The 24,094-nt window shown below is 72.2% G+C and carries 19 protein-coding genes; 5 read left to right on the top strand and 14 right to left on the bottom strand.

Translation table 11 applies throughout. The annotated features are described in order from the left end of the window. The first annotated feature begins 19 nt into the window (after nt 1-19). A complete protein-coding gene (locus AB0I42_RS16635; RefSeq protein WP_357538202.1) occupies nt 20-1,348 on the top strand; it encodes a D-arabinono-1,4-lactone oxidase in 1,329 nt (442 codons plus the stop codon). 10 nt (nt 1,349-1,358) lie between these two features. Here the strand turns inward: AB0I42_RS16635 and topA are convergent, their stop codons facing one another. The 6 genes from topA to AB0I42_RS16605 all read right to left on the bottom strand — a co-directional run bounded on the left by topA (nt 1,359) and on the right by AB0I42_RS16605 (nt 9,337). After that, complete coding sequence (gene topA / locus AB0I42_RS16630; protein ID WP_357538200.1) at nt 1,359-4,202, bottom strand: type I DNA topoisomerase; 2,844 nt, start codon at nt 4,200-4,202, stop codon at nt 1,359-1,361. Nucleotides 4,203-4,555: 353 nt separating this feature from the next. After that, entirely contained in the window at nt 4,556-5,158 is a 603-nt protein-coding gene (locus tag AB0I42_RS16625; protein WP_357538199.1) for a hypothetical protein, read from the bottom strand. 17 nt (nt 5,159-5,175) lie between these two features. Further along, a complete protein-coding gene (locus AB0I42_RS16620; RefSeq protein WP_357538197.1) occupies nt 5,176-5,718 on the bottom strand; it encodes a hypothetical protein in 543 nt (180 codons plus the stop codon). Between the two features lie 134 nt (nt 5,719-5,852). Beyond that, entirely contained in the window at nt 5,853-8,246 is a 2,394-nt protein-coding gene (locus AB0I42_RS16615) for a sodium-translocating pyrophosphatase (RefSeq protein WP_357538195.1), read from the bottom strand. A 264-nt stretch (nt 8,247-8,510) separates the two neighbouring features. After that, nucleotides 8,511-8,948: an ATP-binding protein gene (locus AB0I42_RS16610; protein WP_357538193.1), complete on the bottom strand. Its 438-nt coding sequence runs from the start codon at nt 8,946-8,948 to the stop codon at nt 8,511-8,513. Beyond that, complete coding sequence (locus AB0I42_RS16605) at nt 8,945-9,337, bottom strand: STAS domain-containing protein (protein WP_357538192.1); 393 nt, start codon at nt 9,335-9,337, stop codon at nt 8,945-8,947. The genes AB0I42_RS16610 and AB0I42_RS16605 overlap by 4 nt, the downstream gene beginning before the upstream one ends. Nucleotides 9,338-9,559: 222 nt before the next feature. Here AB0I42_RS16605 and AB0I42_RS16600 point away from each other — a divergent pair, with 222 nt between their 5' ends. Further along, the gene (locus AB0I42_RS16600; protein WP_357538480.1) at nt 9,560-11,923 is read left to right on the top strand and encodes a DEAD/DEAH box helicase; all 2,364 of its coding nucleotides are present in this window, start codon (nt 9,560-9,562) and stop codon (nt 11,921-11,923) included. Nucleotides 11,924-11,973: 50 nt separating this feature from the next. Here AB0I42_RS16600 and AB0I42_RS16595 read toward each other — a convergent pair whose 3' ends face one another. From AB0I42_RS16595 to ssd, 7 genes are read right to left on the bottom strand one after another with little or no spacing between them, the layout of a single operon-like run. After that, nucleotides 11,974-12,369, bottom strand: a complete 396-nt coding sequence (locus AB0I42_RS16595) for an Rv3654c family TadE-like protein (RefSeq protein ID WP_357538191.1) — start codon at nt 12,367-12,369, stop codon at nt 11,974-11,976. Continuing rightward, nucleotides 12,366-12,731 (bottom strand): TadE family type IV pilus minor pilin, encoded by a 366-nt coding sequence (locus tag AB0I42_RS16590; protein ID WP_357538478.1) that lies wholly within the window; start codon nt 12,729-12,731, stop codon nt 12,366-12,368. The genes AB0I42_RS16595 and AB0I42_RS16590 overlap by 4 nt, the downstream gene beginning before the upstream one ends. After that, complete coding sequence (locus AB0I42_RS16585; RefSeq protein ID WP_212824267.1) at nt 12,731-12,898, bottom strand: DUF4244 domain-containing protein; 168 nt, start codon at nt 12,896-12,898, stop codon at nt 12,731-12,733. The genes AB0I42_RS16590 and AB0I42_RS16585 overlap by 1 nt, the downstream gene beginning before the upstream one ends. Before the next feature lie 25 nt (nt 12,899-12,923). Continuing rightward, entirely contained in the window at nt 12,924-13,655 is a 732-nt protein-coding gene (locus AB0I42_RS16580) for a type II secretion system F family protein (RefSeq protein WP_357538189.1), read from the bottom strand. Then, nucleotides 13,655-14,590 carry a hypothetical protein gene (locus tag AB0I42_RS16575; protein ID WP_357538188.1) on the bottom strand — a complete coding sequence of 312 codons (936 nt, stop codon included), beginning with the start codon at nt 14,588-14,590 and terminating at the stop codon, nt 13,655-13,657. Before AB0I42_RS16575 ends, AB0I42_RS16580 begins: the two co-directional genes overlap by 1 nt. Then, the gene (locus AB0I42_RS16570; protein WP_357538187.1) at nt 14,587-15,798 is read right to left on the bottom strand and encodes a TadA family conjugal transfer-associated ATPase; all 1,212 of its coding nucleotides are present in this window, start codon (nt 15,796-15,798) and stop codon (nt 14,587-14,589) included. Before AB0I42_RS16570 ends, AB0I42_RS16575 begins: the two co-directional genes overlap by 4 nt. Further along, complete coding sequence (ssd, locus tag AB0I42_RS16565) at nt 15,795-16,841, bottom strand: septum site-determining protein Ssd (protein WP_357538476.1); 1,047 nt, start codon at nt 16,839-16,841, stop codon at nt 15,795-15,797. The genes AB0I42_RS16570 and ssd overlap by 4 nt, the downstream gene beginning before the upstream one ends. Before the next feature lie 634 nt (nt 16,842-17,475). Between ssd and AB0I42_RS16560 the strand changes: the two genes are divergently transcribed. Then, nucleotides 17,476-18,276 (top strand): HAD-IB family hydrolase, encoded by an 801-nt coding sequence (locus tag AB0I42_RS16560; protein WP_357538185.1) that lies wholly within the window; start codon nt 17,476-17,478, stop codon nt 18,274-18,276. Nucleotides 18,277-18,305: 29 nt separating this feature from the next. Here AB0I42_RS16560 and AB0I42_RS16555 read toward each other — a convergent pair whose 3' ends face one another. Next, a complete protein-coding gene (locus tag AB0I42_RS16555) occupies nt 18,306-19,064 on the bottom strand; it encodes an oxidoreductase (protein WP_357538183.1) in 759 nt (252 codons plus the stop codon). A gap of 332 nt (nt 19,065-19,396) precedes the next feature. Here AB0I42_RS16555 and acs point away from each other — a divergent pair, with 332 nt between their 5' ends. Next, the gene (gene acs / locus AB0I42_RS16550) at nt 19,397-21,361 is read left to right on the top strand and encodes an acetate--CoA ligase (protein ID WP_357538181.1); all 1,965 of its coding nucleotides are present in this window, start codon (nt 19,397-19,399) and stop codon (nt 21,359-21,361) included. 293 nt (nt 21,362-21,654) lie between these two features. After that, nucleotides 21,655-24,048, top strand: a complete 2,394-nt coding sequence (locus tag AB0I42_RS16545; RefSeq protein ID WP_357538474.1) for an immune inhibitor A domain-containing protein — start codon at nt 21,655-21,657, stop codon at nt 24,046-24,048. The last annotated feature ends 46 nt before the right edge of the window (nt 24,049-24,094 follow it).

Below are 24,094 nucleotides of genomic sequence, written 5' to 3'. Positions count from 1 at the left end.
GCGGACTCCGGAGGGTCCCATGCGAGGCACCGCCACAACGGGGTCCACGACCGGCAACACCTGGTCGAACTGGGCCGGCAACCAGCACGCCACCGCCGCCTCGGTACTCATACCGGGCAGCGTCGATGATGTAGTCGCCGCCGTCAATGCCGCCGCCGTCGCCGGCCAGCGGATCAAGCCGGTGGGCTCCGGACACTCGTTCACCGACATCGCCCGCACCGACGCACACCGCGTCGACCTCACCCGGCTCGCCGGCCTGGTCGGGGTCGACCGGTCGGCCCGGCTGGTCACCGTAGGGGCCGGCACCCGACTGCGGGCGCTCAACGAACTGCTCGCCGAGCACGGGCTCGCCATGCCCAACCTCGGCGACATCGACGAACAGACGATAGCCGGCGCGCTGGCCACCGGCACCCACGGCACCGGCGCCGGCTACGGCTGCCTGTCCACCTTCGTCGAGGCGCTGACCCTGGTCACCGGCACCGGCGCGGTGCTGCGCTGCTCGGCCACGGAGAACCCGGACGTCTTCGCCGCCGCCCGGGTCGGCCTCGGCGCCGTCGGGGTGCTGGTCGAGGTCACCCTGCGCTGCGCCGACGCGTTCGTGCTCCGGGCCCACGAACGGCCCGCCCCGCTGCCGGCCGTACTCGCCGAACTCGAGACGTACGTCACCGGCAACGACCACTTCGAGATGTACTGGTTCCCGTACACCGACCGGGTCCAGGTCAAGACGAACAACCGGGTGCCGGCCGACGATCAGCCGCTGCCCCGGCTGCGCGGCTGGCTCGACGACGAGTTCCTGTCCAACACCGTGTTCGCCGGCGTCTGCCGGCTCGGCCGTGCCGTGCCCCACCTCGCGCCGACGCTCAGCTCCGTCTCGGCCCGGGCGTTGACCGCCCGCACCTACACCGCCCGCTCCGACCGGGTCTTCTGCACCCCGCGCCGGGTCCGGTTCACCGAGATGGAGTACGGCCTGCCCCGCGCCGCCCTGCCCGAGGCCCTGGCCGCCCTCCGGAAGATCGTCGACGGGCTGCCGTTCAAGGTGCTCTTCCCGGTGGAGGTGCGGTTCACCGCCGCCGACGACATCTGGCTGTCGCACGGCTACGGGCGTGAGTCGGCGTACGTCGCCGTGCACCAGTACGTCGGCATGCCGTACGAGCCGTACTTCCGGGCCTTCGAACAGGTCGCGCAGGCACTCGGCGGTCGACCGCACTGGGGCAAACTGCACTACCGTGACGCCGCGTCGCTGCGGCCGGCCTATCCCCGCTTCGACGACTTCCTGGCCGTACGCGACCGGCTCGACCCGCGCCGCATCTTCGCCAACGACTACACGGCACGGGTGCTGGGCGCCTGACGGCGCCCGGTCACTCCGCCGCCGGCTGCCCGGCGGCCGCCTTCTTCGGCGCCGCCTTCTTGGCCGGTGCCGCCTTGGCCGTCGTCTTCTTCGCCGCGGTCTTCTTGGCCGCCTTGCGCGGTGCCGCCTTCTTCGCCGGCGTGCCGCCGTCGGCCGCCGCCTTCTTCGCGGCGGTCTTCTTCGCCGTGGCCTTCTTCGGCGCCGGCCCCTTCGCCCGCTTCTCCGACAGCATCTCCGACGCCTGCTCGATGGTCAGCGCCTCCGGCGTCTGCCCCCGGCGAAGCGAGGCGTTGGTCTCGCCGTCGGTCACGTAAGGCCCGAACCGGCCGTCCTTGATGACCAGCGGTTTGTCGGTCAGCGGGTCGACGCCCATCTCCCGCAGCGGCGGGGCGGCCGCCCGGCGCTGCCGGGTCTTCGGCGCGGCCAGCAGGGCCAGCGCCTCGTCGAGGCTGACCGTGAAGATCTTGTCTTCGGAGTCCAGCGACCGGTAGTCGTCGCCGCGCTTGACGTACGGGCCGTAGCGACCGGACGCGGCGAACACCTCCGCCCCCTCCGGGTCCGCCCCGACGAGCCGGGGCAGGCTCAGCAGGCGCAGCGCTTCGTCGAGCGTCAGCGCGTCCGGCGACTGCGTCTTGAACAGCGAGGCCTTGCGGTCCCCGCTGGCGACGTACGGCCCGAACCGGCCGGACTTGAGCACGATCGGCTCACCGGTGTCGGGGTGCTCGCCCAGCTTCCGCTCGCCGCCCCCGCCGAGGAACAGCTCGTTGACCTTCTCCGGGGTCAGCTCGTCCGGTGCCACCCCCTCGGGGATGGACGCCCGGTCACCGGTCGGCCCCTCGCCGCCCTCGCCCTCGACGACCGGCGCCGCCTCCGCACCCGGCAACGCCCGCTGCAGGTACGGCCCGTAGCGGCCGACCCGGACCACGACGTCGCGGCCCTCGTCGTCGCGGAACAGCGGGATCGAGTTGACGCTACGCGCGTCGATCTCGCTGAGGTTCTCGGTGACCAGCCGCTTCAGGCCGCCGGCCCGGGCGATCGAGTCGTCGCCGGCCACCTCGCTGCCGAAGTAGAACGAGGTGAGGAAGTCCACCGCCGCCGAGTCGCCGCCGGCGATCTCGTCGAGCTGGTTCTCCATCGCCGCGGTGAAGTTGTAGTCGACCAGCCGCGGGTAGTGCCGCTCCAGCAGCCCGACCACGGCGAACGCCAGGAACGACGGGATCAGCGCCTGGCCGCGCTTGACGACGTAACCACGGTCCTGGATCGTCTGCATGATCGACGCGTACGTCGAGGGGCGGCCGATGCCCAGCTCCTCCAGCGCCTTGACCAGCGACGCCTCGGTGTAACGCGACGGCGGCGACGTGTGGTGCCCGGTCGGAGCCAGTTCGTCGGCGGTGAGCGGCTGGTCCTTGGCCAGCTTCGGCAGCCGGCGCTCGGCGTCCTCGGCCTCGGCGCTCTCGTCGTCGCTGGACTCGACGTATGCCTTCAGGAAGCCCGGCTCGGTGATCGTCTTGCCGGTGGCGCCGAAGTCGGCCTCCTCGCCGGCCGTCGACACCGCGCGGATCCGCACCGACACCGACATGCCGACCGCGTCGGTCATCTGCGAGGCGATCGTCCGCCGCCAGATCAGCTCGTAGAGCTTTCGCTCCTCGGTCGACAGCTCGTTCGCCACCTCACCCGGGGTGCGGAAGTTGTCGCCGGCCGGGCGGATCGCCTCGTGCGCCTCCTGGGCGTTCTTGACCTTGCCCGTGTAGCGGCGCGGCTCCGGCGGAACGCTGCCGGCGCCGTACAGCTCGGTGATCTGCCGGCGGGCCGCGGCGATCGCGGTCTCCGACAGGTTGACCGAGTCGGTACGCATGTAGGTGATGTAGCCGTTCTCGTAGAGCCGCTGCGCCGTACGCATCGTCTGCTGTGACGAGAACCTCAGCTTGCGGGCCGCCTCCTGCTGCAGGGTGGAGGTGATGAACGGCGCGTACGGCCGACGCCGGTAGGGCTTCTCCTCGACCCGGGTGACGGTGAACGGGCGGCCGTCGAGGCGGGCGGCCAGCCCGCGGGCGCCATCGCCGTCGAGGTGCACCACGGACGCGCCGGGCTTGACCCGGCCGGTGGTCGGCTCGAAGTCCTTGCCGGTGGCGATCCGGTCGCCGCCGAGAGCGACGAGGGTGGCGTGGAAGGTGCGTGGGCCCTCACCGACGTCCTTCGCGTCGACCGCCAGGGTAGCCAGGATGTCCCAGTATTCCGCGCTGCGGAACGCCATCCGCTGGCGCTCCCGCTCGACCACGATCCGGGTCGCCACGGACTGCACCCGGCCGGCCGACAGCCGCGGCATGACCTTCTTCCACAGGACCGGGGAGACCTCGTATCCGTACAGCCGATCAAGGATCCGGCGGGCCTCCTGGGCGTCGACCAGGTGGCGGTCGATCTCCCTCGGGTTGGCCACGGCCGCCTGGATGGCCGGCTTGGTGATCTCGTGGAAGACCATCCGCTTCACCGGCACCTTGGGCTTGAGGGTCTCGACCAGGTGCCAGGCGATCGCCTCGCCCTCGCGGTCCTCATCGGTGGCGAGGAAGACCTCGTCGACCTCCTTGGCCAGCTTGGTCAGCTTCGCGATCTGCTGGCGCCGGTCGGCGGAGACGACGTAGAGCGCGGTGAAGCCGTTGTCGACGTCGACGCCGAGCCGCGCCCACGGCTCCTTCTTGAACCTGGCGGGCACGTCGGCGGCGTTACGGGGCAGGTCACGGACGTGGCCCAGGCTGGCCTCGACGACATACCCCGGGCCCAGGTAGCCCGAGATCGTCTTGGCCTTCGCCGGGGACTCGACGATGACCAGACGGTTGCTCCTGTCGTTACTCGGCACGTCTCTCCCTGACCTCGACCTCGTGTGCCGCCCGGCTGACCCGCCGTGCAGGCAGACGTCCAACGTAACCCGCGTTCCGTTCCGAGGCCGCGCGGGCGGTCAAACCTCCCTCACAAACCGCCCCTGACCGGGTGTGGAGCGCCGCCCGTGGCTCATCCGACGGACGGCGACACCGTACACCTATGAACAACGTGACGGCGCCCACCGCACCGGAGGTAGGCCGATCTCACCAGGCTACGGAAAGCCACCGTACGGATGCGGTTGGTGTTCGAGGACCGCCCGCGATCAGGGCAGATGACACCGAATCCCGCGTAACCGCACCCCGACCCGCAACAACCATCTACTGTCGTGAATTAGACAGTTGGGTCGGGCCACTCGGCCACCGGGGCGGCTGGCGGGCGGTCACCGACCATCTCCGCCAGCCGACGCAGGCGCCGACGCCCGGTGATCCGGTATGCCGGACCACCACCCCCGCCACCGATCAGGGCCGCCGGCAGGCCGACCGCCGCCAGCGCACCTCCCACCGGCTCCCAGCAGCCCTCGTCGCCGGCACCCAGACGCAGCACGAACCCGGTCGGCTCGACCGCGCCGGCCGCCGCCACCCACAGCCGCAGCCGCCGCCCGTTGAGATGCAGGCCACCCGGCGGCTGCTTCACCGCACCCCGCAGCCAGGCCCGCCCGAGCGGAGCGAGAGTCGTCGCGTACGACGTACGCACGACGAGCCGGTCGTCCGGCGCTGGCTCCCAGGTCGCCGCCAGCCCACGGGCCGCGAACTCGGCGACCAGCACGTGCACCCGCCAGGCCGCGTCAACGGCGACCGACACCCGCGCCGTGCCACCCATCCGCACCACCTCGCCCGGCCCGGCCAGCAGGCCGGCCAGGTCGGCCGGCGACGGCTCCGCCGCCTCCACCCCGAACAGCGAGAGCTGCCGAACCGGGTCCGACGACCCCGGCATCCCCGCGGGAGGAGGCGTCAGCGACACTCCGGGACCTCGTCGAAGGCCTGCGTCAGCTCCTCGGAGTTGAGCCTGCTGGTGTCCAGCGCGCTCTCGTCGTACTCCTTGTTGAGCACGTCGACGGCGGCCCGGACACCGGCGTAGAAGGTCTCCGGCGCCCCGGTGGTGGCCAGTGCGTCGATCGTCGTCCTGGCCCGGCCGTAGGCGTCGCGAACCGCGGTGAGCGACGTGACGAAGCCCCTGGCGACCACCTCGCCCTGCTCCACGTCGGGCACCCCGGCCTGCTCGACCTTGGACCGGGCGGTCTCGCTCGCCTGCTCGGCGCCGCCGAGCAGGCGTACCAGGTTCTCTTTGGCCTGTGCCGGCGTGGTCATCGCGGTCATCTGCTGCTGGGTCCGGCTGGTGAGGTTGTGGATCTCCGTTCGCCACGGGCCGAGCGCGTCGCAGACGGCGGCCGCCCAGGCCCTGGGCGCCGGAGCGGAGGAGCAGCCGGCCAGGACCGCGAACGCGGCCACCACCGCCGTGAAGACACCGACGGTCGTCGCCCGGGACCTACGCATGCGAAGCAGCGTACGGCCTGACGGCCAGCCAGGAGCAGTGTGATCACGGCCGGACGACGACCGGGTGCCGTCCGGGCGAGACGACAGGACCCCCTGCCGGCATCCGGCAAGGGGTCCCGCAACCGTCGATCCGTTCAGGCGGTGACCGTCTCCGGCTTCTGGTCCGGAGCACCGTCACCGGTGCTGCCCGGCCCGCCCGCGTTGTCGCCGATGGCGATCGGCTTGCGCTTGCTGAACACCACGGCCGCCACGATGACCAGCACGGCGACCGCGGCGATGGCGATCCGTGCCGGGTGGTTGGCGTCGTCACCGATGCTGAGGGTCACGACCGCCGGGGCGATCAGCAGCGAGACCAGGTTCATCACCTTGATCAGCGGGTTGATCGCCGGGCCGGCGGTGTCCTTGAACGGGTCACCCACGGTGTCGCCGATGACCGTCGCGGAGTGCGACTCCGAACCCTTGCCGCCGTACGCACCGTCCTCGACCAGCTTCTTCGCGTTGTCCCAGGCGCCACCGGAGTTGGCCAGGAACACCGCCATCAGCACGCCGGCACCGATCGCGCCGGCCAGGTAGGCCGCCAGCGCGCCGGCACCGAGACCGAAGCCGACCGCGATGGGTGCCATGATCGCCAACAGACCGGGGGTCAGCAGCTCACGCTGGGCGTCCCGCGTGCAGATGTCGACGACCCGCCCGTATTCCGGACGCTGGGTGCGGTCCATGATGCCGGGGAACTCGCGGAACTGCCGGCGGACCTCCATGACCACCGCGCCCGCCGACCGGGACACCGCGTTGATGGCCAGCCCGGAGAAGAGGAAGACCACGGCCGCGCCGACGATCAGCCCGACCAGGTTGCCCGGGTTGGCCACGTTGAGCAGCTCGGAGACGAAGGCGTCCAACTCCTCCTGGGTCGGGAAGTCCAACGCCGTCCGCACGCTGCTGGTGTAGGAGCCGAAGAGCGCGGTCGCCGCCAGCACGGCCGTCGCGATCGCGATGCCCTTCGTGATGGCCTTCGTCGTGTTGCCCACCGCGTCGAGTTCGGTGAGCGTACGGGCCCCCTGCTCGTCGATGTCGCCGGACATCTCCGCGATCCCCTGCGCGTTGTCGGAGATCGGGCCGAAGGTGTCCATCGCCACGATGACGCCGACAGTGGTCAGCAGGCCGGTGCCGGCCAGCGCCACCGCGAAGAGCGACAGGGTCAGCGAGCCGCCGCCGAGCAGGAACGCGCCGTAGACGCCGGCGCCGACCAGCAGCGCCGAGTAGACGGCCGACTCCAGCCCGACGCTGATGCCGGCCAGCACGACGGTCGCCGGCCCGGTCAGCGAGCTCTTGCCGATGTCCTGCACCGGACGCCGGTGCGTCTCGGTGAAGTAGCCGGTGAGCGCCTGGATCGCCGCCGCCAGCACGATGCCGATGACGACCGCCCCGATGGCCACCAGCGGCGGGCTCAACGGAAGGCTCTCGTCGGCGTCGAGGTCCAGCACCGACCGCCAGTCGTCGCCGAGCAGCGCCGGCCAGGTCGACGGGAGGTAGAGCCACGACACGATCGCGACCAGGACCGCCGACAGCACCGCCGAGGCGTAGAACGCCCGGTTGATCGCCACCATCCCGTTACGGTCGGACGCCCGCAGGCGGGTGATGAAGACGCCGATGATCGCGATGATCACACCAACGGTGGACACGATGAGCGGGAACACCAGCCCCTGCTCGCCGAACGCGGCCCGGCCCAGGATCAGCGCGGCGACCAGGGTCACCGCGTACGACTCGAACAGGTCGGCGGCCATGCCGGCGCAGTCGCCGACGTTGTCGCCCACGTTGTCGGCGATCGTCGCCGGGTTACGCGCGTCGTCCTCGGGGATGCCCTGCTCGACCTTGCCCACCAGGTCGGCGCCGACGTCGGCCGCCTTGGTGAAGATGCCGCCGCCGACCCGCATGAACATGGCCAACAGCGCGGCACCGAAGCCGAAGCCCTCCAGCACGGTCGCCGCGTCGGCCTTGAAGATCAGCACGACCACCGCGGCACCGAGCAGGCCCAGGCCGACGGTGAGGAAGCCGACCACACCACCGGTGCGGAACGCGATCTGCATGGCCGCCTCGCGGCCACCGCTGCTCTCCCGCGCCGCCGCGGCCACCCGCAGGTTGGCCCGGGTCGCCAGCGCCATACCGGCCCCACCGATGAAGGCGCTGAACGCCGCACCGACGACGAAGAAGGCCGACCGGCCGATCTTCACCAGGGTCTCGTTGTCGCCCGCGCCGTGCACCGGCAGCAGGAAAAGCAGCACCACGGCGATGACGACGAAAATGCCGAGGGTTTTGAACTGGCGGAACAGGTATGCCGAGGCGCCCTCCTGGACGGCCCCGGCGATCTCCTGCATGTTGGTGGTGCCCCTACCGGTCGCCAGAACCGCCTTGACGAGCGCACCGGCAAAGCCGAGCGCCACCAACGCGATTACCGCGGCGACAATTACGTACGAGAGATTCTCGCCGGTAAGGGACAACCCGCCGCCCTCGGCGGCCAAGGTCCCGGACATCTATGTCCTCCTGTACCGAACGCTCGCGCCGACCCGGCGGACGAACCGGCCCGGCGACTCCACGCGTGGAGCATCGACTCACCCGGCATCGCGGGCTGCGGGCCAGGCTGTTGCTGATAACCCCGGGTACTGTAGCGGCAGACCGTGGTGGAGGTCACACCGTCCACCCACTGTGACACGGTGATGTTTTTCGCTGTAGTACCGGTTGCGAGAAGCGGCGCCATCGGCTTCGGCTTCCGAGGCGGTCGGTCGGAGGGTCCCGCGTTACCGCCCCACCGGCCACACCATCCGGACCTCGGTGCCGATCCCTTCGTCGACCGGACGCACCTGAAGGTCCTCGACAAAGCCCGCCAGCAGGGCGAATCCCACTCCGACGGTGAGTGCCTCGTCGGTCAGCGACTCGTCGGCGAGTTCGTCCGGCGGTAGCGCGGCCAGCCCCAGCCCAGCCTCGATCGGCGCCCGGTCGATCACCCGCACGGTGTAGGAGACGTCGTCGGACATCTCCATCAACACCAGGTCGGGCAGCCCGTACTGGCGGTGCAGGGCGACCGCCCGGGTGCACGCCTCGCCGATCGCGAGACGTACCTCGTCGAGCAGTTCCTCGGCCACCCCGGCCCGACGGGCGACGGCCACACCGACCAGCCTCGCGGTCCGTACGTGCACCGGGGCTGGCGAGAACGAGAGTCGAACCGTCGACATCACGCCGCCGGACCGGCCTGACCGGCGCTGAGGGCCTCCTCCGCAGTGGCGAAGATCGGGAAGACCTGGTCGAGGGCGGTGATCCGGAAGATCTTGAGCAGCGGCTCCTTGTCACAGACCAGGCTGAACGTGCCCCCGACGGCACGCAGTCGCTTCAGGCCGCCGAGCAGCACCCCCAACCCGGTGGAGTCGATGAACGTCACCCCACCCAGGTCGACCACGATGCTGCGTGACCCGCCGTCGATCAGCTGGAGGAACCGCTCCCGCAGCCGGGTGCCGGAGACAAGATCGACCTCGCCGCCGACCTCCAACACCGTATGCGCGTCAACGGTGCGGGTCGTGAGCGACATCGCATCTCTGGACTGCCCCTCACTGTCCATCGGCCTGTCCATGGATCCTCCTCCGCCAGGAACGCTCCTGGCATCTAACCATCGGGTGGGCGGACGGGTCCGCACGAGGTTCAACCCGGTGCCGTCGCGTCATATACCCCGCGCGACCATTTCCCATATCCGCACACCAGTGCGAGAGTGCAGGGCGTGACCTCCGCAGCCACACTATCCGCGGCGGGCGGCCCGGATCGGCCGCCGGTCACGGCCGCCGTGACGCCGCCCGACCTGCTGCGGCACCTGCGACCGCGGGCCGACAGCGGCACCGGGGACTCCGCCGTCACCCACGTCGAGCGGATGCCGGCCCGGGCCGGCGTCACCGCCGAATGGCCCCGGTGGGTGCCGGAGGAACTGCGGGACACCCTCACCCGGCGGGGCGTCGCCGCACCCTGGCAGCACCAGGCGCGGGCGGCCGAACTCGCATACGACGGCCACCACGTCGTCGTCGCCACCGGCACCGCGTCGGGTAAGTCACTGGCCTACCAGCTGCCGGCCCTGTCCCGGCTGCTCGCCGACCCGCGAGCCACCGTGCTCTACCTCGCACCGACCAAGGCGCTGGCCGCCGACCAGTTGCGCGCCGTCGACGGCCTGGCCCTTTCCGGGGTACGCCCGGCGGCGTACGACGGCGACACGCCACGCACCGAACGGGAGTGGATCCGGCAACACTCCCGGTTCGTGCTGACCAACCCGGACATGCTGCACCACAGCATCCTGCCCGGCCACGCCCGCTGGGCCGGCTTCCTGCGCCGGCTGGCGTTCGTCGTCGTCGACGAGTGCCACACCTACCGCGGTGTCTTCGGCTCGCACGTCGCACACGTGCTGCGCCGGCTGCGCCGCCAGGTCGCCCGGTACGGACGTACCCCGGTCTTCGTGCTGGCGTCGGCGACCTCGGGCGATCCGGCCGCGGCGGCGGGGCGGCTCATCGGCCTGCCCGTCGAGGCCGTCGTCGAGGACACCTCGCCCCGTGGCGGGGTGACCTTCGCGCTGTGGGAACCGCCACTCCTGCCCGCCGACCGGCCGGACGGGGACGGGGTCGTGGTGCCGGCGACCCGGCGGCCGGCCCTGCGGGAGGGGGACGGGCGGCCCGCCGACGGCGACGAACCAGCCCCGGACGCCATACGCCGGTCGGCGCTGCGGGAGACAGCCGACCTGCTCGCCGACGCGGTCGCCGCCGGGGTACGCACGCTGGCCTTCGTCCGCTCGCGCAAGGGCGCCGAGGTGGTGGCGACGATGGCGCGGCGATCGCTCGACGAGGCGGTCCCGGGCCTCGGCGACAGGGTGGCGGCCTACCGGGCCGGCTATCTCAAGGAGGAGCGGCGGTCGCTGGAACGCGCCCTGCTCGACGGCGAACTGCTCGGCCTGGCCTCGACGAACGCACTGGAACTGGGCGTCGACCTGATCGGCCTCGACGCCGTGCTGATCTGCGGCTATCCGGGCACCAGGGCCTCGCTGTGGCAGCAGGCCGGCCGGGCCGGGCGGGCCGGTGGTGAGGCGCTGGCCGTGCTGGTCGCCCGTGACGACCCGCTCGACACCTACCTGGTGCACCACCCCGAAGCGGTGTTCGGACGCCCGGTCGAGTCGACCGTGCTGGACCCGTCCAACCCGTACGTCCTCGGCCCGCAGCTCTGCTGTGCCGCGGTCGAGGCCCCGTTGACACCGGCCGACCTGGAACTCTTCGGCCCCGGCGCGAACGACGCGGTGACGGCGCTCGTCGAGGCCGGCGCCCTGCGGCAGCGGCCCACGGGCTGGTACTGGCGGCACAGCGGGCGACCCGAAGTCGACCTGCGCGGCACCGGGGGCGCACCGCTGTGCGTGGTCGAGTCGGCGACCGGACGGCTGCTCGGCACCGTCGACCCGGCGTCGGCGCACTTCCTGGTCCACCCCGGCGCGGTCTATCTGCACCAGGGCGTGTCGTACGTCGTCGACGAACTCGACCTCGACGACGCCTGCGCGCTGGTGCACGCCGAGGAGCCCGACTGGTCGACCCATGCCCGCGACGTCACCTCCCTCTCCGTGGTCTCGGTCCGGTCCTACGTGGACGCCGGACCGGTCGGACTGTTCCTCGGCGAGGTCGACGTGACCAGCCAGGTCGTGTCGTACCAGCGTCGGCGCATCGGCTCGGGCGAGGTCATCGACACCCGCCCGCTGGATCTGCCGACCCGCGAGCTGCGGACCGTCGCGGTGTGGTTCACCCTCTCCCCGCCGGCCCTCGCGGCGGCCGGTGTCGACGTGGCCGACATACCGGGTGCGCTGCACGCCGCCGAGCACGCCGCCATCGGCCTGCTTCCGCTGGTGGCCACCTGTGACCGGTGGGACATCGGCGGGTTGTCGACCGCGGCGCACGCCGACACCGAGGCTCCGACCGTGTTCGTCTACGACGGACACCCGGGCGGTGCCGGGTTCGCCGAGCGGGCGTACGGGACGGCGGCCTCGTGGCTGCGGGCGACCCGTGACGCGATCGCCGGATGCCGCTGCGAGACCGGCTGCCCGTCGTGCGTCCAGTCGCCGAAGTGCGGCAACGGCAACAACCCGCTGGCGAAGGCCGAGGCGGTGAAGGTCCTCGACGTGGTGCTGGCGCACCTTCCGGAGTAGACCGTCGGGCCACCGCAGTCGGCCGTCCCGTGGCCGGGTCGTCCCGCACCTCATGGCGGGCCGCCCGGGCCGGCGCGGACCGGGCCGGCCCGGGACGTGGCACTGGCGGTCCGGGCCAGGCCGGGCATCGGATGCACGACCACGTCGGCGGTGACGAGGAGGTCGAGACCGTCGGGCGTGCACGAGACGAGTCGGGCGCCGTTCGCCTCGACGATCATCGCGGCGCGGGCACAGGCCGGACCGGCTCCGTCGAGAGTCCGGGTGGCCCCGGCCAGCGCCCCCAGGTCGGCCGCCACCTTCGCCTGCCGGCCGGCGACCCGGGCGGCGCCGACCGCGGCACCGGCGATGCCGGCCGCCACGAGCAGCAGGCCGACGGCCAGCAACCACAGCGACGCACTCCCCCGATCGGATGGGGCCGCGTACGTCCGCGGACCGGCGGCGGTCATGGGGCCGGCTCCGGCAGGTCGGGCTCGACAGCGGCGACAGCGGTGGCGGTCACCGTCAGGCGTGGCAGGCGTGCGCCGAGGGTGCGTACCGGCGCCCGCACCGTCGCCACGACCGTGTCGCCCCGGACGGACACCGAGACCGCTCCGCCCGGCGGGGCGGCCCGTTCCCCCGCCGCTGTTCCCGGCTCGCCGCGGGAGGCGGCCAGCGCCGCCTCCCGCGCCGCGTCGACGCATTGCGCCTTCGCGCTCACCGCGTCGACCGCGGTGAGTCCGACCAGCAGCAACAGCAGGAGCGCCGGCAGCCCGGCCGCGGCCTCGACGGTGAACGAGCCTCGGTCGCGGCCACCTGACCGGCGCCGGATCACTTGAGCGCCCGGTCGATCACGGCGGTGAGCGCGGACTGGACGTTGCCGGAGGTCAGCACCTTGAGCAGGATGCCGGCGAAGGCCACGGCGGCGAGAGTGCCGACGGCGTACTCGGCGGTGTTCATTCCGGCGTCGCCCTGGAGCCGGGCGATGAGTTTGCGCATGACGGGTTCCCTTTCCTCGGTCGGGTTACAGCACGTCGTCGAGCACGGCGACGATCACCGGCACCAGGCCGGCGAGAATGAAGGCGGGCAGGAAGCACAGCCCGAGCGGCAACACGATGAGCACGCCCGCCCGCCGGGCCGCCGCCTCGGCGGCGACCGCCCGGTCTGCCCGCAGGTCGTCGGCGAGCCGGGTCAGCGCCCCGGCCAGGGCGCCGCCGCTGCCCGCCGATCGCACCGCCGCGGCGGCCAGCCGCTCGGCACCGGCCACGGGGGCGAGGTGCGCCCACGCCTCTTCCGGTTCGGCACCGAGCCGCAGCGACCGGGCGACCGCCGTCAGCCGGACGCCGAGCGGACCGTCCAGGGCCTGCGCCACGGCGCTGACCGCCCGGTCCACCGGCGCACCGGATCGCAGCGCCGCGGCGAGCAGATCGGCGGCCAGCGGCAGGTCCGCCAGCTCGCGCAGCCGTCTCGCCCGCTGCGCGGCCGGTTCGAGGCGGCGCAGCGCCCGGTCGAGCCCGACGGCGACGGCGACACCGGCCACGAGTCCGCCCCAGCCACCGAGTACGACCGCCGCGGCCAGCCCACCGAGCACGGCACCGGCGCGGACGACATCGGGGCGCCGTGGAGCCCGCGGGTGAGGATCGCCGAGCACCTGGACGAGCCGGCGCCTGGTCGCCGTACGGGCCGGCCGGCCGGGGAACACGACCAGGAGGGCGATCACGGCGAGGCAGCCGGCGGCGATGATCGGTGCCGACATCAGGGCACCCGGCCGGGAATGCCGTTACGGGTGGTCGGGCGTGCCGCCGCGCCGGCCGTTGCCCGGACCGGGGTGTCGTGGGCACCGTCCGGGGCGGACGCGGCGGCGGCAGTGCCGCTTTGCTCCACGGTGCCAGGGCCGCTGGTCCGCTCCGGTGGGTTCACCAGCCGGTCCGTCCAGGTCAGTCCGGCGAACTGGAGCGCGACCGCGCCGAGTGCGCAGGCGGCACCGATCGGGGTGTGCAGAAGGACGGCGAGCGGGTCCACGCCGATGCCGTAGCCGAGAGCGATACCGCCGACGGGTAACCCGGCCAGGAGGTAGCCGGTGGCCCGGGCACCCGCCGCCTGCGCCGCCGCGGCGGCCCGGGCACGATCCATGGCCCGTGCGTCCGCCTCGATCCGTTCGATCAGCTCGGCCAGGGGCGCACCGGTCTGCTCGGCGAGCCGGGCCGCGGCACCGGTCAGCCGGGAGAGCCGGTCGTCGCTGCGGGTGGCCCGCTCACGCGAGGTGGCGGCCGCGGCCGTGCGGGTGGGTGGGGTGGCCGGGGCCAGCAGGGTGGCGGCCGGCAGCCCGGCACGCAGGTCGGCGGCCAGCCCGCACAGGTCGTCGAGGGCTTCCCGGTGCCGCCGGGCGGTTTCGCGGGCGGCCCGGCCGCGCAGCACGGTGCGTGCGGCAAGCCAGCCGTAGACCGCCGCGACCGTCGCGGCGACCGGTCCGCCGGCGAGCCCGCCCGGCACCGCCACCACCACCGCGGCGAGCAGGGCCGCCCGCCCCGGTGGCAGGGCGTCGAGGGTCAGGTGGCGGCCGAGCCGCCGGGCCGCAGGGGCTGCCCGGTGACCGACCAGTCCGGCCCAGCGGACCCGTCCCTGCCTGGCGGGCCAGCCGACCACGGTCGCGGCCGCGAGGAGGCTGACGGCGGTGAGCCATCCGTTCATGCGCGGTCACCGTCGATGGTGGCGGGAGCGGCGACGCCACGCTGGGCGAACAGCCGGGCCAGCAGGGGTGCGCCCGGGCCTGCGCCCGGCCCGTTGCGCCAGGCCGGTACGGCGGTCACCAGCCGGTCCGGCCCGGCCGGCAGGAGCAGGCAGATCGCCTCCAGCACCCGGCCGTCGCGGGTACGGCGTACCTGGATCAGCACCTGGAGCGCGGCGGCGACCTGGGCGTGCAAAGCCGCTCTGGGCAGGCCGCCGAGCAGGCCGAGTGCCTCCAGCCGGGCGGGTACGTCGGCGGGTGCGTTGGCGTGCAGGGTGCCCGCTCCGCCGTCGTGCCCGGTGTTCAACGCGGCGAGCAGGTCCACGATTTCGGCGCCCCGACACTCACCGACGACCAGCCGGTCGGGGCGCATCCGCAGGGCCTGACGTACGAGGTCGCTGAGGCCGACCGACCCGACTCCCTCCACGTTGGACGTGCGGGCCTGGAGTGCGACCACGTGCGGGTGGACCGGACGCAGCTCGGCGGCATCTTCGACCAGGACGATCCGCTCGTGCGACGGCACCATGCCGAGCAGCGTGTTCAGCAGCGTCGTCTTGCCCGAGCCGGTCCCGCCGGTCACCAGGTAGGCGAGCCGGCCGGCCACGATCCCGGCGAGCAGCGGCTCGGCCTCGGCCGGCACGGTGCCGCAGCCGACGAGTTCGGCGAGGGTGAAGGGGCGCTGCCGGAAGGTACGCAGCGACAGGTACGGCCCGGCGACCGCCACCGGCGGCAGCACGGCGTGCAGCCGGGTGCCGTCGGGCAGCCGCGCGTCGGCGTACGGCGCCCCGTCGTCGAGGCGGCGCCCGCAGGCGGCGGCGAGGCGCTGGGCCAGCCGCCGTACGTCGTCGACCCCGCCGAGCGGCACCGCCACCCGGCGCAGTCCTCGCCCCCGGTCGACCCAGACGTCGATTCCGTTCACGAGAATGTCGGTGACCTCGGCGTCGGCCAGCAGCGGGGCGAGCGGGCCGGCACCGACGAGATCGTCGTGCACCCGGGTGGCCAGGCGCAGCAGCGCGTTGTCGCCGAGGACCGCCGCACCGCCGTCCTCGCGTACGGCGGTGACGACGGCGGCGGGCGTCACGTCGGCGCCCCGGGTGACGAAGTGCCGCCGGACCCGTACGGCGAGGTCGGTGCCCTGGGCGGACGGCCGGGCGGGCCGGATGCCGGTCATGCCGCCGCCGCGTCGGTGCCGGTGACCTCGGCGACGATCCGCTGGCACAGTTCAGCCAGCGGGCCGCGTCCGGTGGCGGCGGGGGCCTCGCCGCGTTCGAGCCCCCGGCACAGGCCGGGCTCGGGGCGCAGCGTCCCGGCCAGCGGCATTCCGAGGGCGCGGGCGATCTCCCGGCCCTTCAGCCGGCCGGGTGCCGGGCCGCGCACGATGGCGGCAAGGTTGGCACTGTGCACCGCCGCGGCGGCGGCGACCCGGGCCGCGGCGGCGGTGGCCCGCAGTTCGGCGGGCACGATCACGAAGGCGTGGTCGGCGGCCTGGAGCGCGACGACGGCCGCGTCGTCGAACTGCCTGGGCAGGTCGACCACGACGATGTCGCGGCCCCGCCGGCCGGCGTCGATGGTGGCGGCCATCGCCTCGGCGGGCAGGTCCAGCAGGTCGCCGCGGTCCCAGGAAAGCATCACCAGGTCACCCCGGCTCGGCAGGGCCCGGACCAGGGCGGGCACGTCGACCCGGCCGTCGGCGCGGGTGAGCGCCGGCCAGCGCAGTCCCTCCAGTTGCTCCCAGCCGAGCACCAGGTCGAGGCCGCCGCCGAGGGGGTCGGCGTCGACGAGGAGGGTGCGCAGGCCGGCCCGGGAGGCGGTGATCGCCAGGCCGCCGGCGAGCACGCTGGCGCCCGCGCCACCGCGGCCGCCGACCACGGCGACGATCCGGCCGGCGGCGGCGCGTTCGACGACGGGCTCGGCGAACCGGTCGACCAGCCAGGGTTCGGCCGCCGGGAGCAGTGCCACGTGCTCGGCGCCGATCAGTTGGGCGATCTCGAAGACCGTGTTGTCGGCGCCGGAGCGGCCGACGAGCACCAACCGGGGGCGGCCGGGCAGCCGGGCGCGCAGGCAGGGCTGAACCTGGTCATGGCCGACGAACACCAGCGGGGCGGTGCTCCAGCGCGACCGGGCGGCGGCGGGATCGGTGGCCACGTCGACCTCGCGGCCGCCGGCGGCGGCGAGCCGGAGCAGGTCGTCGAGAAGGTCGGTGTCGGAGGTCACCACGAGCGGGAGCCGCGGCGCGGGGCGGACGGACGTACGGGGTGGCATCGCGCTCCTCCAACGGTCGGGTGCGGTAGGGCACAACCGTGGCGGAGCGGGGGCGGCCGGTGCGGCCTGCGATGGCGTACCTGTGGATAACCGACCCGCCTGTGGACAACGCCGAGGGTCGATGGTGGATCTGCTATCGGAGCGGTGACGAAGTACCCTTCGGGGGACGCACCAGACTCATGATCGACAATGTTGCGCTACCCGATTCGGCACCGCGTCAGGCGGCGTGGGAGCGCTACCCCGGGAAATGGGACGACCCCCGTCGGGGGGAGACGGGGGTCGTCTTGAGGTTCGGCTCCGGGGGGGTCGAGCCGAACCCACTCAGCGGTCACGGGGGGTGCAACCGCTGAGGGCCAGTCGGACGAGCCGATCACACAGAACTCTGTCGCGATTACAAGCATGCCTGAGTGGACCGGTGCGCGTCGAGTGGCGTTTACCCCAACACACGGCACCGGCTGACACCGGGCCCGGGATCGACGGCCGCCACATCGCTGACCTGCGTATCAGGATTCGCAGGCCGACGGGGCGACGACCATGCCCCCCGTGCACCCGCAGACCATAGACCATCCGGCTAGACTTGCGCGCCGTGGGCCGAAGTGCCGCGTTTTTCGATCTCGACAAGACCGTGATCGCCAAGTCCAGTGCCTTGGCGTTCGGTCGGCCGTTCTACCGCGACGGCCTGATCACGCGACGAGACGTGGTCAAGTCCGCGTACGCCCAGTTGATGTTCCGGTTGGGCGGCACGGACGAGCAGACGATGGCGCGCACCCGCGACTACCTGGCGACCCTGTGCAAGGGGTGGCAGGTCGACCAGGTCCGACAGATCGTCGCGGAGACCCTGCACGAGCTGATCAACCCCTACGTCTACGCCGAGGCGGCCGCGCTGATCGAGGAACACCAGGCGGCCGGCCGGGATGTCGTCCTCGTGTCCGCCTCCGGCGAGGAGATGGTCCGGCCGATCGGCGAGCTGCTCGGGGTGCCCGACGTCATCGCCACCCGGATGATGATCTCCGAGGGGCGTTACACCGGCGAGGTCGAGTTCTACGCGGCCGGCCCGGCCAAGGTCGACGCGGTCGGTGAGCTGGCCAAGGCGCGCGGCTACGACCTGGCCGAGTGCTTCGCCTATTCCGACTCGTCGAGCGACATTCCGCTGCTGGAGTGCGTGGGCCACCCGACCGCGGTCAACCCCGACCGGACGCTGCGCAAGCTCGCGTCGGAAAACTCGTGGCCGGTGCTGGAGTTCCGCCACCCGATCCCGCTGCACCGCCGGTTGCGTGAGCGGCCGGCCGTACCGGTCGCCGCGGCGGCGATCGGGGTCGGCGTCGGGGTGGCGATCGGCATCGCCTGGTACGGCCGCCACCGCCGGACCCGCACCGCCTCGGCCTGACCCCGTCCGGGGCCGCCGCACACCGCCCGCTATCCGGCGGCGAGCACCTCGTCGCCGACGACGGTGAGCTGGTCGGCCCCGACCTCGATCGCCGCGGTGTAGTGCCGCAGCCACGCGCGCACCCCGTCCGGCGTCCCGGTGGCGAACGCGCCGGCCGCGCCGACGTACTCGGGTTCCCGCTCGCGGTGGCCGACGTCGACGGCGACCAGTCCACGCGGGTCGAAGCCGGTGGACAGCAGGGTCAGGCGCGCGGCGGCCCGGGCGACCACGCCGGACGGGCCGGCGAACGGCCGCAGCGCGAGCAGTTCCCCGTGTACGACGGCGGCCAGCACCAACGGAGAAACCGAGGTGCCGCCGGTGACCAGGGCGGACAGGGCGTCGAGCCGGGCCGCCGCCGCCGGCTCGTCGGGGGCGCCGCCCGCCGGCCGGCCGAGGGCGTCCTCGGCCACGGCGCCGCGGGCCGCGAGCACGTGCAGGCGGGCGAGCACCTGCCGGGGCGCCTTCGGCCAGAGGTCGGCGAGACCGGGCAGGGCGCCGGCGACCCGGAGCGCCCCCTGCGCCACGGGGTCGGTGACGGTGCCGGCGCGAACGGCCTCCCGCTCGTGGACGTACCCCTCCAGAGCTGCGCTGGCGACCGCGGACCGCAGGCTGATCTCGGCCGCGACCTGGCCGCCGTGGCGGCGCAGGGCGCGGTGTCGCAGAGCCTGGTCGACCCGCTCGCGGGCCCGGTCGACGGCCGGCGCGACGTCGGCCAGGGCGAGAAGCGGGGCGAGCGGGTCGGCGGTCACGCTGCCACGCTAACCGGGTCCGTCGGTGGCCAGCGGTTCGGGTACGAAACAAGGGCTGCGTGATTGCGCTCGTAAGTGGCAAGATTCGATCAGGTGTGGCCAACCGGCGCGCAGCACCCGCGCATCGGCCCGGCCCCGCCCACATCGACCACCGCGACGACCACACCCACCCCGCCCCACGTCGGCGGCAGCGGCGGACCGGCCGGCGCGCGGCAGCGGCCACTCGGCGCGCCGTCCCGCCTCCGGCCCCGCCTGCTGTCGCACCGGTCCGGACATCGCAACTAACCTCGCGATGGAGACGCAAATCACGTGACGCACGAGGAGCCTTACGCATGAGCGAGACTCTCGAGAACCTGCTTCAGGAGACGCGGCAGTTCGAACCCCCCGCGGCACTCGCCGACGCCGCAAACGTCACCGCCGCCGCCTACGACGAGGCGGCCGAGGACCGGCTCGCGTTCTGGGCCCGCCAGGCCGGTCGGCTCGACTGGGCGAAACAGTGGGACGAGATCCTCGACTGGTCGAACCCACCGTTCGCGAAGTGGTTCGTCGGCGGGCAACTCAACGTCGCCTACAACTGCCTCGACCGGCACGTCGAGGCCGGCCGGGGCGACCGGGTCGCGATCCACTGGGAGGGCGAGCCGGGCGACACCCGCACCATCACGTACGCCGAACTGCACCGGCTGACCAGCCAGGCCGCCAACGCGCTGACCGATCTGGGCGTCACCGCCGGCGACCGGGTGGCGATCTACATGCCGATGGTCCCCGAGGCAGCGGTCGCGATGCTGGCCTGTGCCCGGATCGGGGCGACCCACAGCGTGGTCTTCGGCGGCTTCTCGGTCGACGCGCTGTCCAGCCGGATCGCCGACGCCAGCGCCAAGGTCGTCATCACCGCCGACGGCGGCTACCGCCGGGGCAAGCCGTCGGCGCTGAAGCCGACCGTCGACGAGGCGGTCGCCAAGTCGCCGACGGTGGAGCACGTGCTGGTCGTACGTCGTACGGGACAGGACGTGGCCTGGACGGACAAGGACCTGTGGTGGCACGAGACCGTCGAGACGGCCAGCGACCAGCACGAGGCGCAGCCGTTCGACGCCGAGCAGCCGCTGTTCATCCTCTACACCAGCGGCACGACAGCCAAGCCCAAGGGCATCCTGCACACCAGCGGCGGCTACCTGACCCAGGTGGCGTACACGCACCACGCGGTCTTCGACCTCAAGCCGGAGACCGACGTCTACTGGTGCACCGCCGACATCGGCTGGGTGACCGGCCACTCCTACATCGTCTACGGGCCGCTGGCCAACGGCGCCACCCAGATCATGTACGAGGGCACCCCGGACACCCCGTCGAAGGCCCGCTTCTGGGAGATCGTCGACCGTTACAAGGTCAGCATCCTCTACACCGCGCCGACCCTGATCCGCACGATGATGAAGTGGGGCGACGACATCCCGGCCGGCTTCGACCTGTCGTCGCTGCGGGTGCTCGGCAGCGTCGGTGAGCCGATCAACCCCGAGGCGTGGATGTGGTACCGGGAGAACATCGGCCGGGCCCGGACCCCGATCGTCGACACCTGGTGGCAGACCGAGACCGGCGCGATCATGATCTCGCCGCTGCCCGGCGTCACCGCGACCAAGCCGGGCAGCGCGATGAGCCCGCTGCCGGGAATCGCCGCCGACGTGGTCGACGACCAGGGGCAGTCGGTGCCCAACGGGGGCGGCGGCTACCTGGTGCTGCGCGAGCCGTGGCCGTCGATGCTGCGCACCATCTGGGGCGACGACGACCGGTTCGTCGAGACGTACTGGTCGCGGTTCGAGGGGATGTACTTCGCCGGCGACGGGGCCAAGAAGGACAGTGACGGGCACCTGTGGCTGCTCGGCCGGGTCGACGACGTGATGCTGGTGTCCGGCCACAACATCTCCACGACGGAGGTCGAATCGGCGCTGGTCAGCCACCCCTCGGTCGCCGAGGCCGCGGTGGTCGGCGCGACCGACCCGACGACCGGTCAGGCGATCGTGGCCTTCACGATCCCGCGGGGCAGTGTGGACACCTCCGGCGACGCGGGCGAGGCCCTGATCCAGGAGTTGCGCAATCACGTCGCGAAGACCCTCGGCCCGATCGCAAAGCCGCGCCAGATCATGCTCGTACCGGAACTGCCGAAAACCCGCTCCGGCAAGATCATGCGCCGGCTGCTGCGTGATGTGGCGGAAAACCGGTCACTCGGCGACGTCACCACGCTCCAGGACTCGGCGGTCATGGATCTGATTTCCTCCGGGATGCAGTCCGGAAAGTCCGACGAAGACTGATTTTCATCGTCGACGGTGAGTGGGTCCTGACTGAGGACTCACTCACCGTCGGTCTTTTGGCAGGCAGAGACACCTCCGGGGGCCAGCCGTACGGAACTGAACATCCGATGGATGTGACATATGGGGCAGCGACTGCGAATTTCCTGCAACAAACTGACGTCGGTGACTTCCCACGATCCCCATCAGTGTTTAGGTTTCTCAATGGCCCCATAAAACAGGGCCGTCCCCCGACCCCTCTAACCCCCGTCGGGTCGGTTCCCTCAAACCGGAGGTACCACGTGCGCAGAGTCGCAGTGGGGCTGCTCGGGCTCACGCTGACGGCGACGTCGAGCTTCGCGCTCAGCTCGCCGGCCTATGCCGCGCCCCCGGCACAGACGCCGGACGCATCCCCGTCGGTTTCGGATCCCGCGCCCTTCCACGACGAGTTGCCCAACCCGCTCGAAGACAAGCGCCGTGAACTGCGCCAGCAGGGTCTCACGGACGTTCTGACCGGCCGCTCGACGCCGGAGAAGCGCAACGGCAGCACCGTCGTCAAGGTCGGCGAGACCGCCGGCAACGGGCCGGCCGGCCGCAGCGCCGGCGCCCGCAAGGCCGGAGCACAGACCACCGATCAGTACGTCGAGCTGTCCCGTGAGAAGACCGACCGGATCTTCGTGATCCTGGCCGAGTTCGGCAACGACCGGCACCCCAGCTACCCCGACATCGACAGCAACCCCAACGTGCCGGGGCCGATCCGTTTCGACGGTCCACTCCACAACGAGATCCCCGCCCCCAACCGGGCGGTCGACAACTCGACCGTGTGGCGCTCCGACTTCAGTGCCGACTACTTCCGCGACCTCTACTTCGGCGAGGGCGCGGGCACCGAGTCGGTCAAGCAGTACTTCGAGGCGCAGTCCTCCGGCCGCTACAGCGTCGAAGGCACCGTGACCGACTGGGTCAAGGTCAACTACAACGAGGCCCGTTACGGCCGCGACCTGTGTGGCAGCAACGTCTGCTCCAACGTCTGGGCGCTGGTCAAGGACGCCGCCAACCAGTGGGTCGCCGACCAGAAGGCCGCCGGCCGCACCGACGCGCAGATCGCCGCGGACATGCGCGAGTTCGACAAGTGGGACCGTTACGACTTCGACGGCGACGGCGACTTCAACGAGCCCGACGGCTACATCGACCACTTCCAGATCGTCCACGCCGGTGGCGACGCCGCCGACGGTGACCCCTGGCAGGGCGAGGACGCCATCTGGAGCCACCGCTGGTACGCGTACAACAACCTCGTCGGCCTCGACGGCCCGGCGACGAACCCGCTCGGCGGCACCCAGATCGGCAGCACCGGGATCTGGATCGGTGACTACACGATCCAGCCGGAAAACGGTGGCCGAAGCGTCTTCTACCACGAATACGCGCACGACCTCGGTCTGCCGGACGACTACAACGTCCTCAGCGGCGGCGACAACAACAACGAGCACTGGACGCTGATGGCGCAGAGCCGCCTCGGCGCCCCGGGCGACGGCGGCATCGGCGAGCGCGGCGGTGACCTCGGCGCGTGGAACAAGCTCCAGCTCGGCTGGCTCGACTACGAGGTCGTGGTGGCCGGCCAGAAACGCACGCTGGAACTCGGCCCACAGGCCTACAACACGAACAAGGCGCAGTCGGTCGTCGTGGTGCTCCCGCAGCGGGAATACTCCTTCGACCTCGGCGCACCGTTCGAGGGCACGAAGCAGTTCTTCTCGGGCAACGAGAACGACCGCAACGACTCGCTGGCGACCTCGATCGACCTGACCGGCAAGACGTCCGCGTCCGTGTCGCTCAAGGGCCGCTACGACATCGAGGCGGGCTACGACTACCTCTACTTCGAGGCCTCGTTCGACGGTGGCTCGACCTGGACGGCCCTGCCGTTCACGGTCAACGGCACGCCGGGCGGCACCGACGGCGGCAGCCGGCCGGCGCTCGACGGCAGCTCCGGCGGCGAGTGGGCGAACATCAACATCCCGCTCAACGAGGGTGCCGGCAAGGTCGTTCCGTTCCGGTTCCGCTACGTGACCGACGCCGCGGTGGCCGACGGTGGCTTCTTCGGTGACGCGATCACCGTGACCGCCGACGGCGCGACGCTGTCCACCGAGGGCGCCGAGAGCGGTGCCCCGGGCTGGACCCTGGGTGGTGAGTGGGCGATCGTCAGCGAGAGCGACACCCGCCTGTTCGACAACTTCTACATCGCCGGCCACCGGACGTACACCGGTTACGACAAGTACCTCGAAACCGGCCCGTACTTCTTCGGCTACGCCAACACCCGGCCGGACTACGTCGACCACTACGCGTACCAGGAAGGTCTCCTGATCTCGTACTGGAACACCCGGTGGGCCGACAACGACACCTTCGCCCACCCGGGTGAGGGTCGTAACCTCTACATCGACGCCCACCCGCGGCCGATCTACAATCTGACCGGCCAGCCGTGGCGGGCCCGGGTCCAGGTCTACGACGCGACGTTCAGCCTGCGGAAGGCCGACTCCTTCACGCTGCACCTGAACAGCCAGCCGCAGTACATCCGTGGCCAGGCCGCGGCCCCGCTGTTCGACGACACCAAGAAGTACTTCTACGACGAGCTGCCGAACCACGGCGTCAAGCTCCCGGCGACCGGTGTCAAGATCCGGGTCGTGGAAGAGAACGGCACTTCGATGAAGATCCGTATCTCCTGACCCACCTCGGTCCACCGGCGGCGCCCGGGAAGGTTCTCCTTCCCGG

Origin of the sequence: Polymorphospora sp. NPDC050346 (assembly GCF_040655695.1) — a bacterium.
Lineage (GTDB): Bacteria > Actinomycetota > Actinomycetes > Mycobacteriales > Micromonosporaceae > Polymorphospora > Polymorphospora lycopeni.
This window is presented reverse-complemented; position numbering and strand designations above follow the sequence as displayed.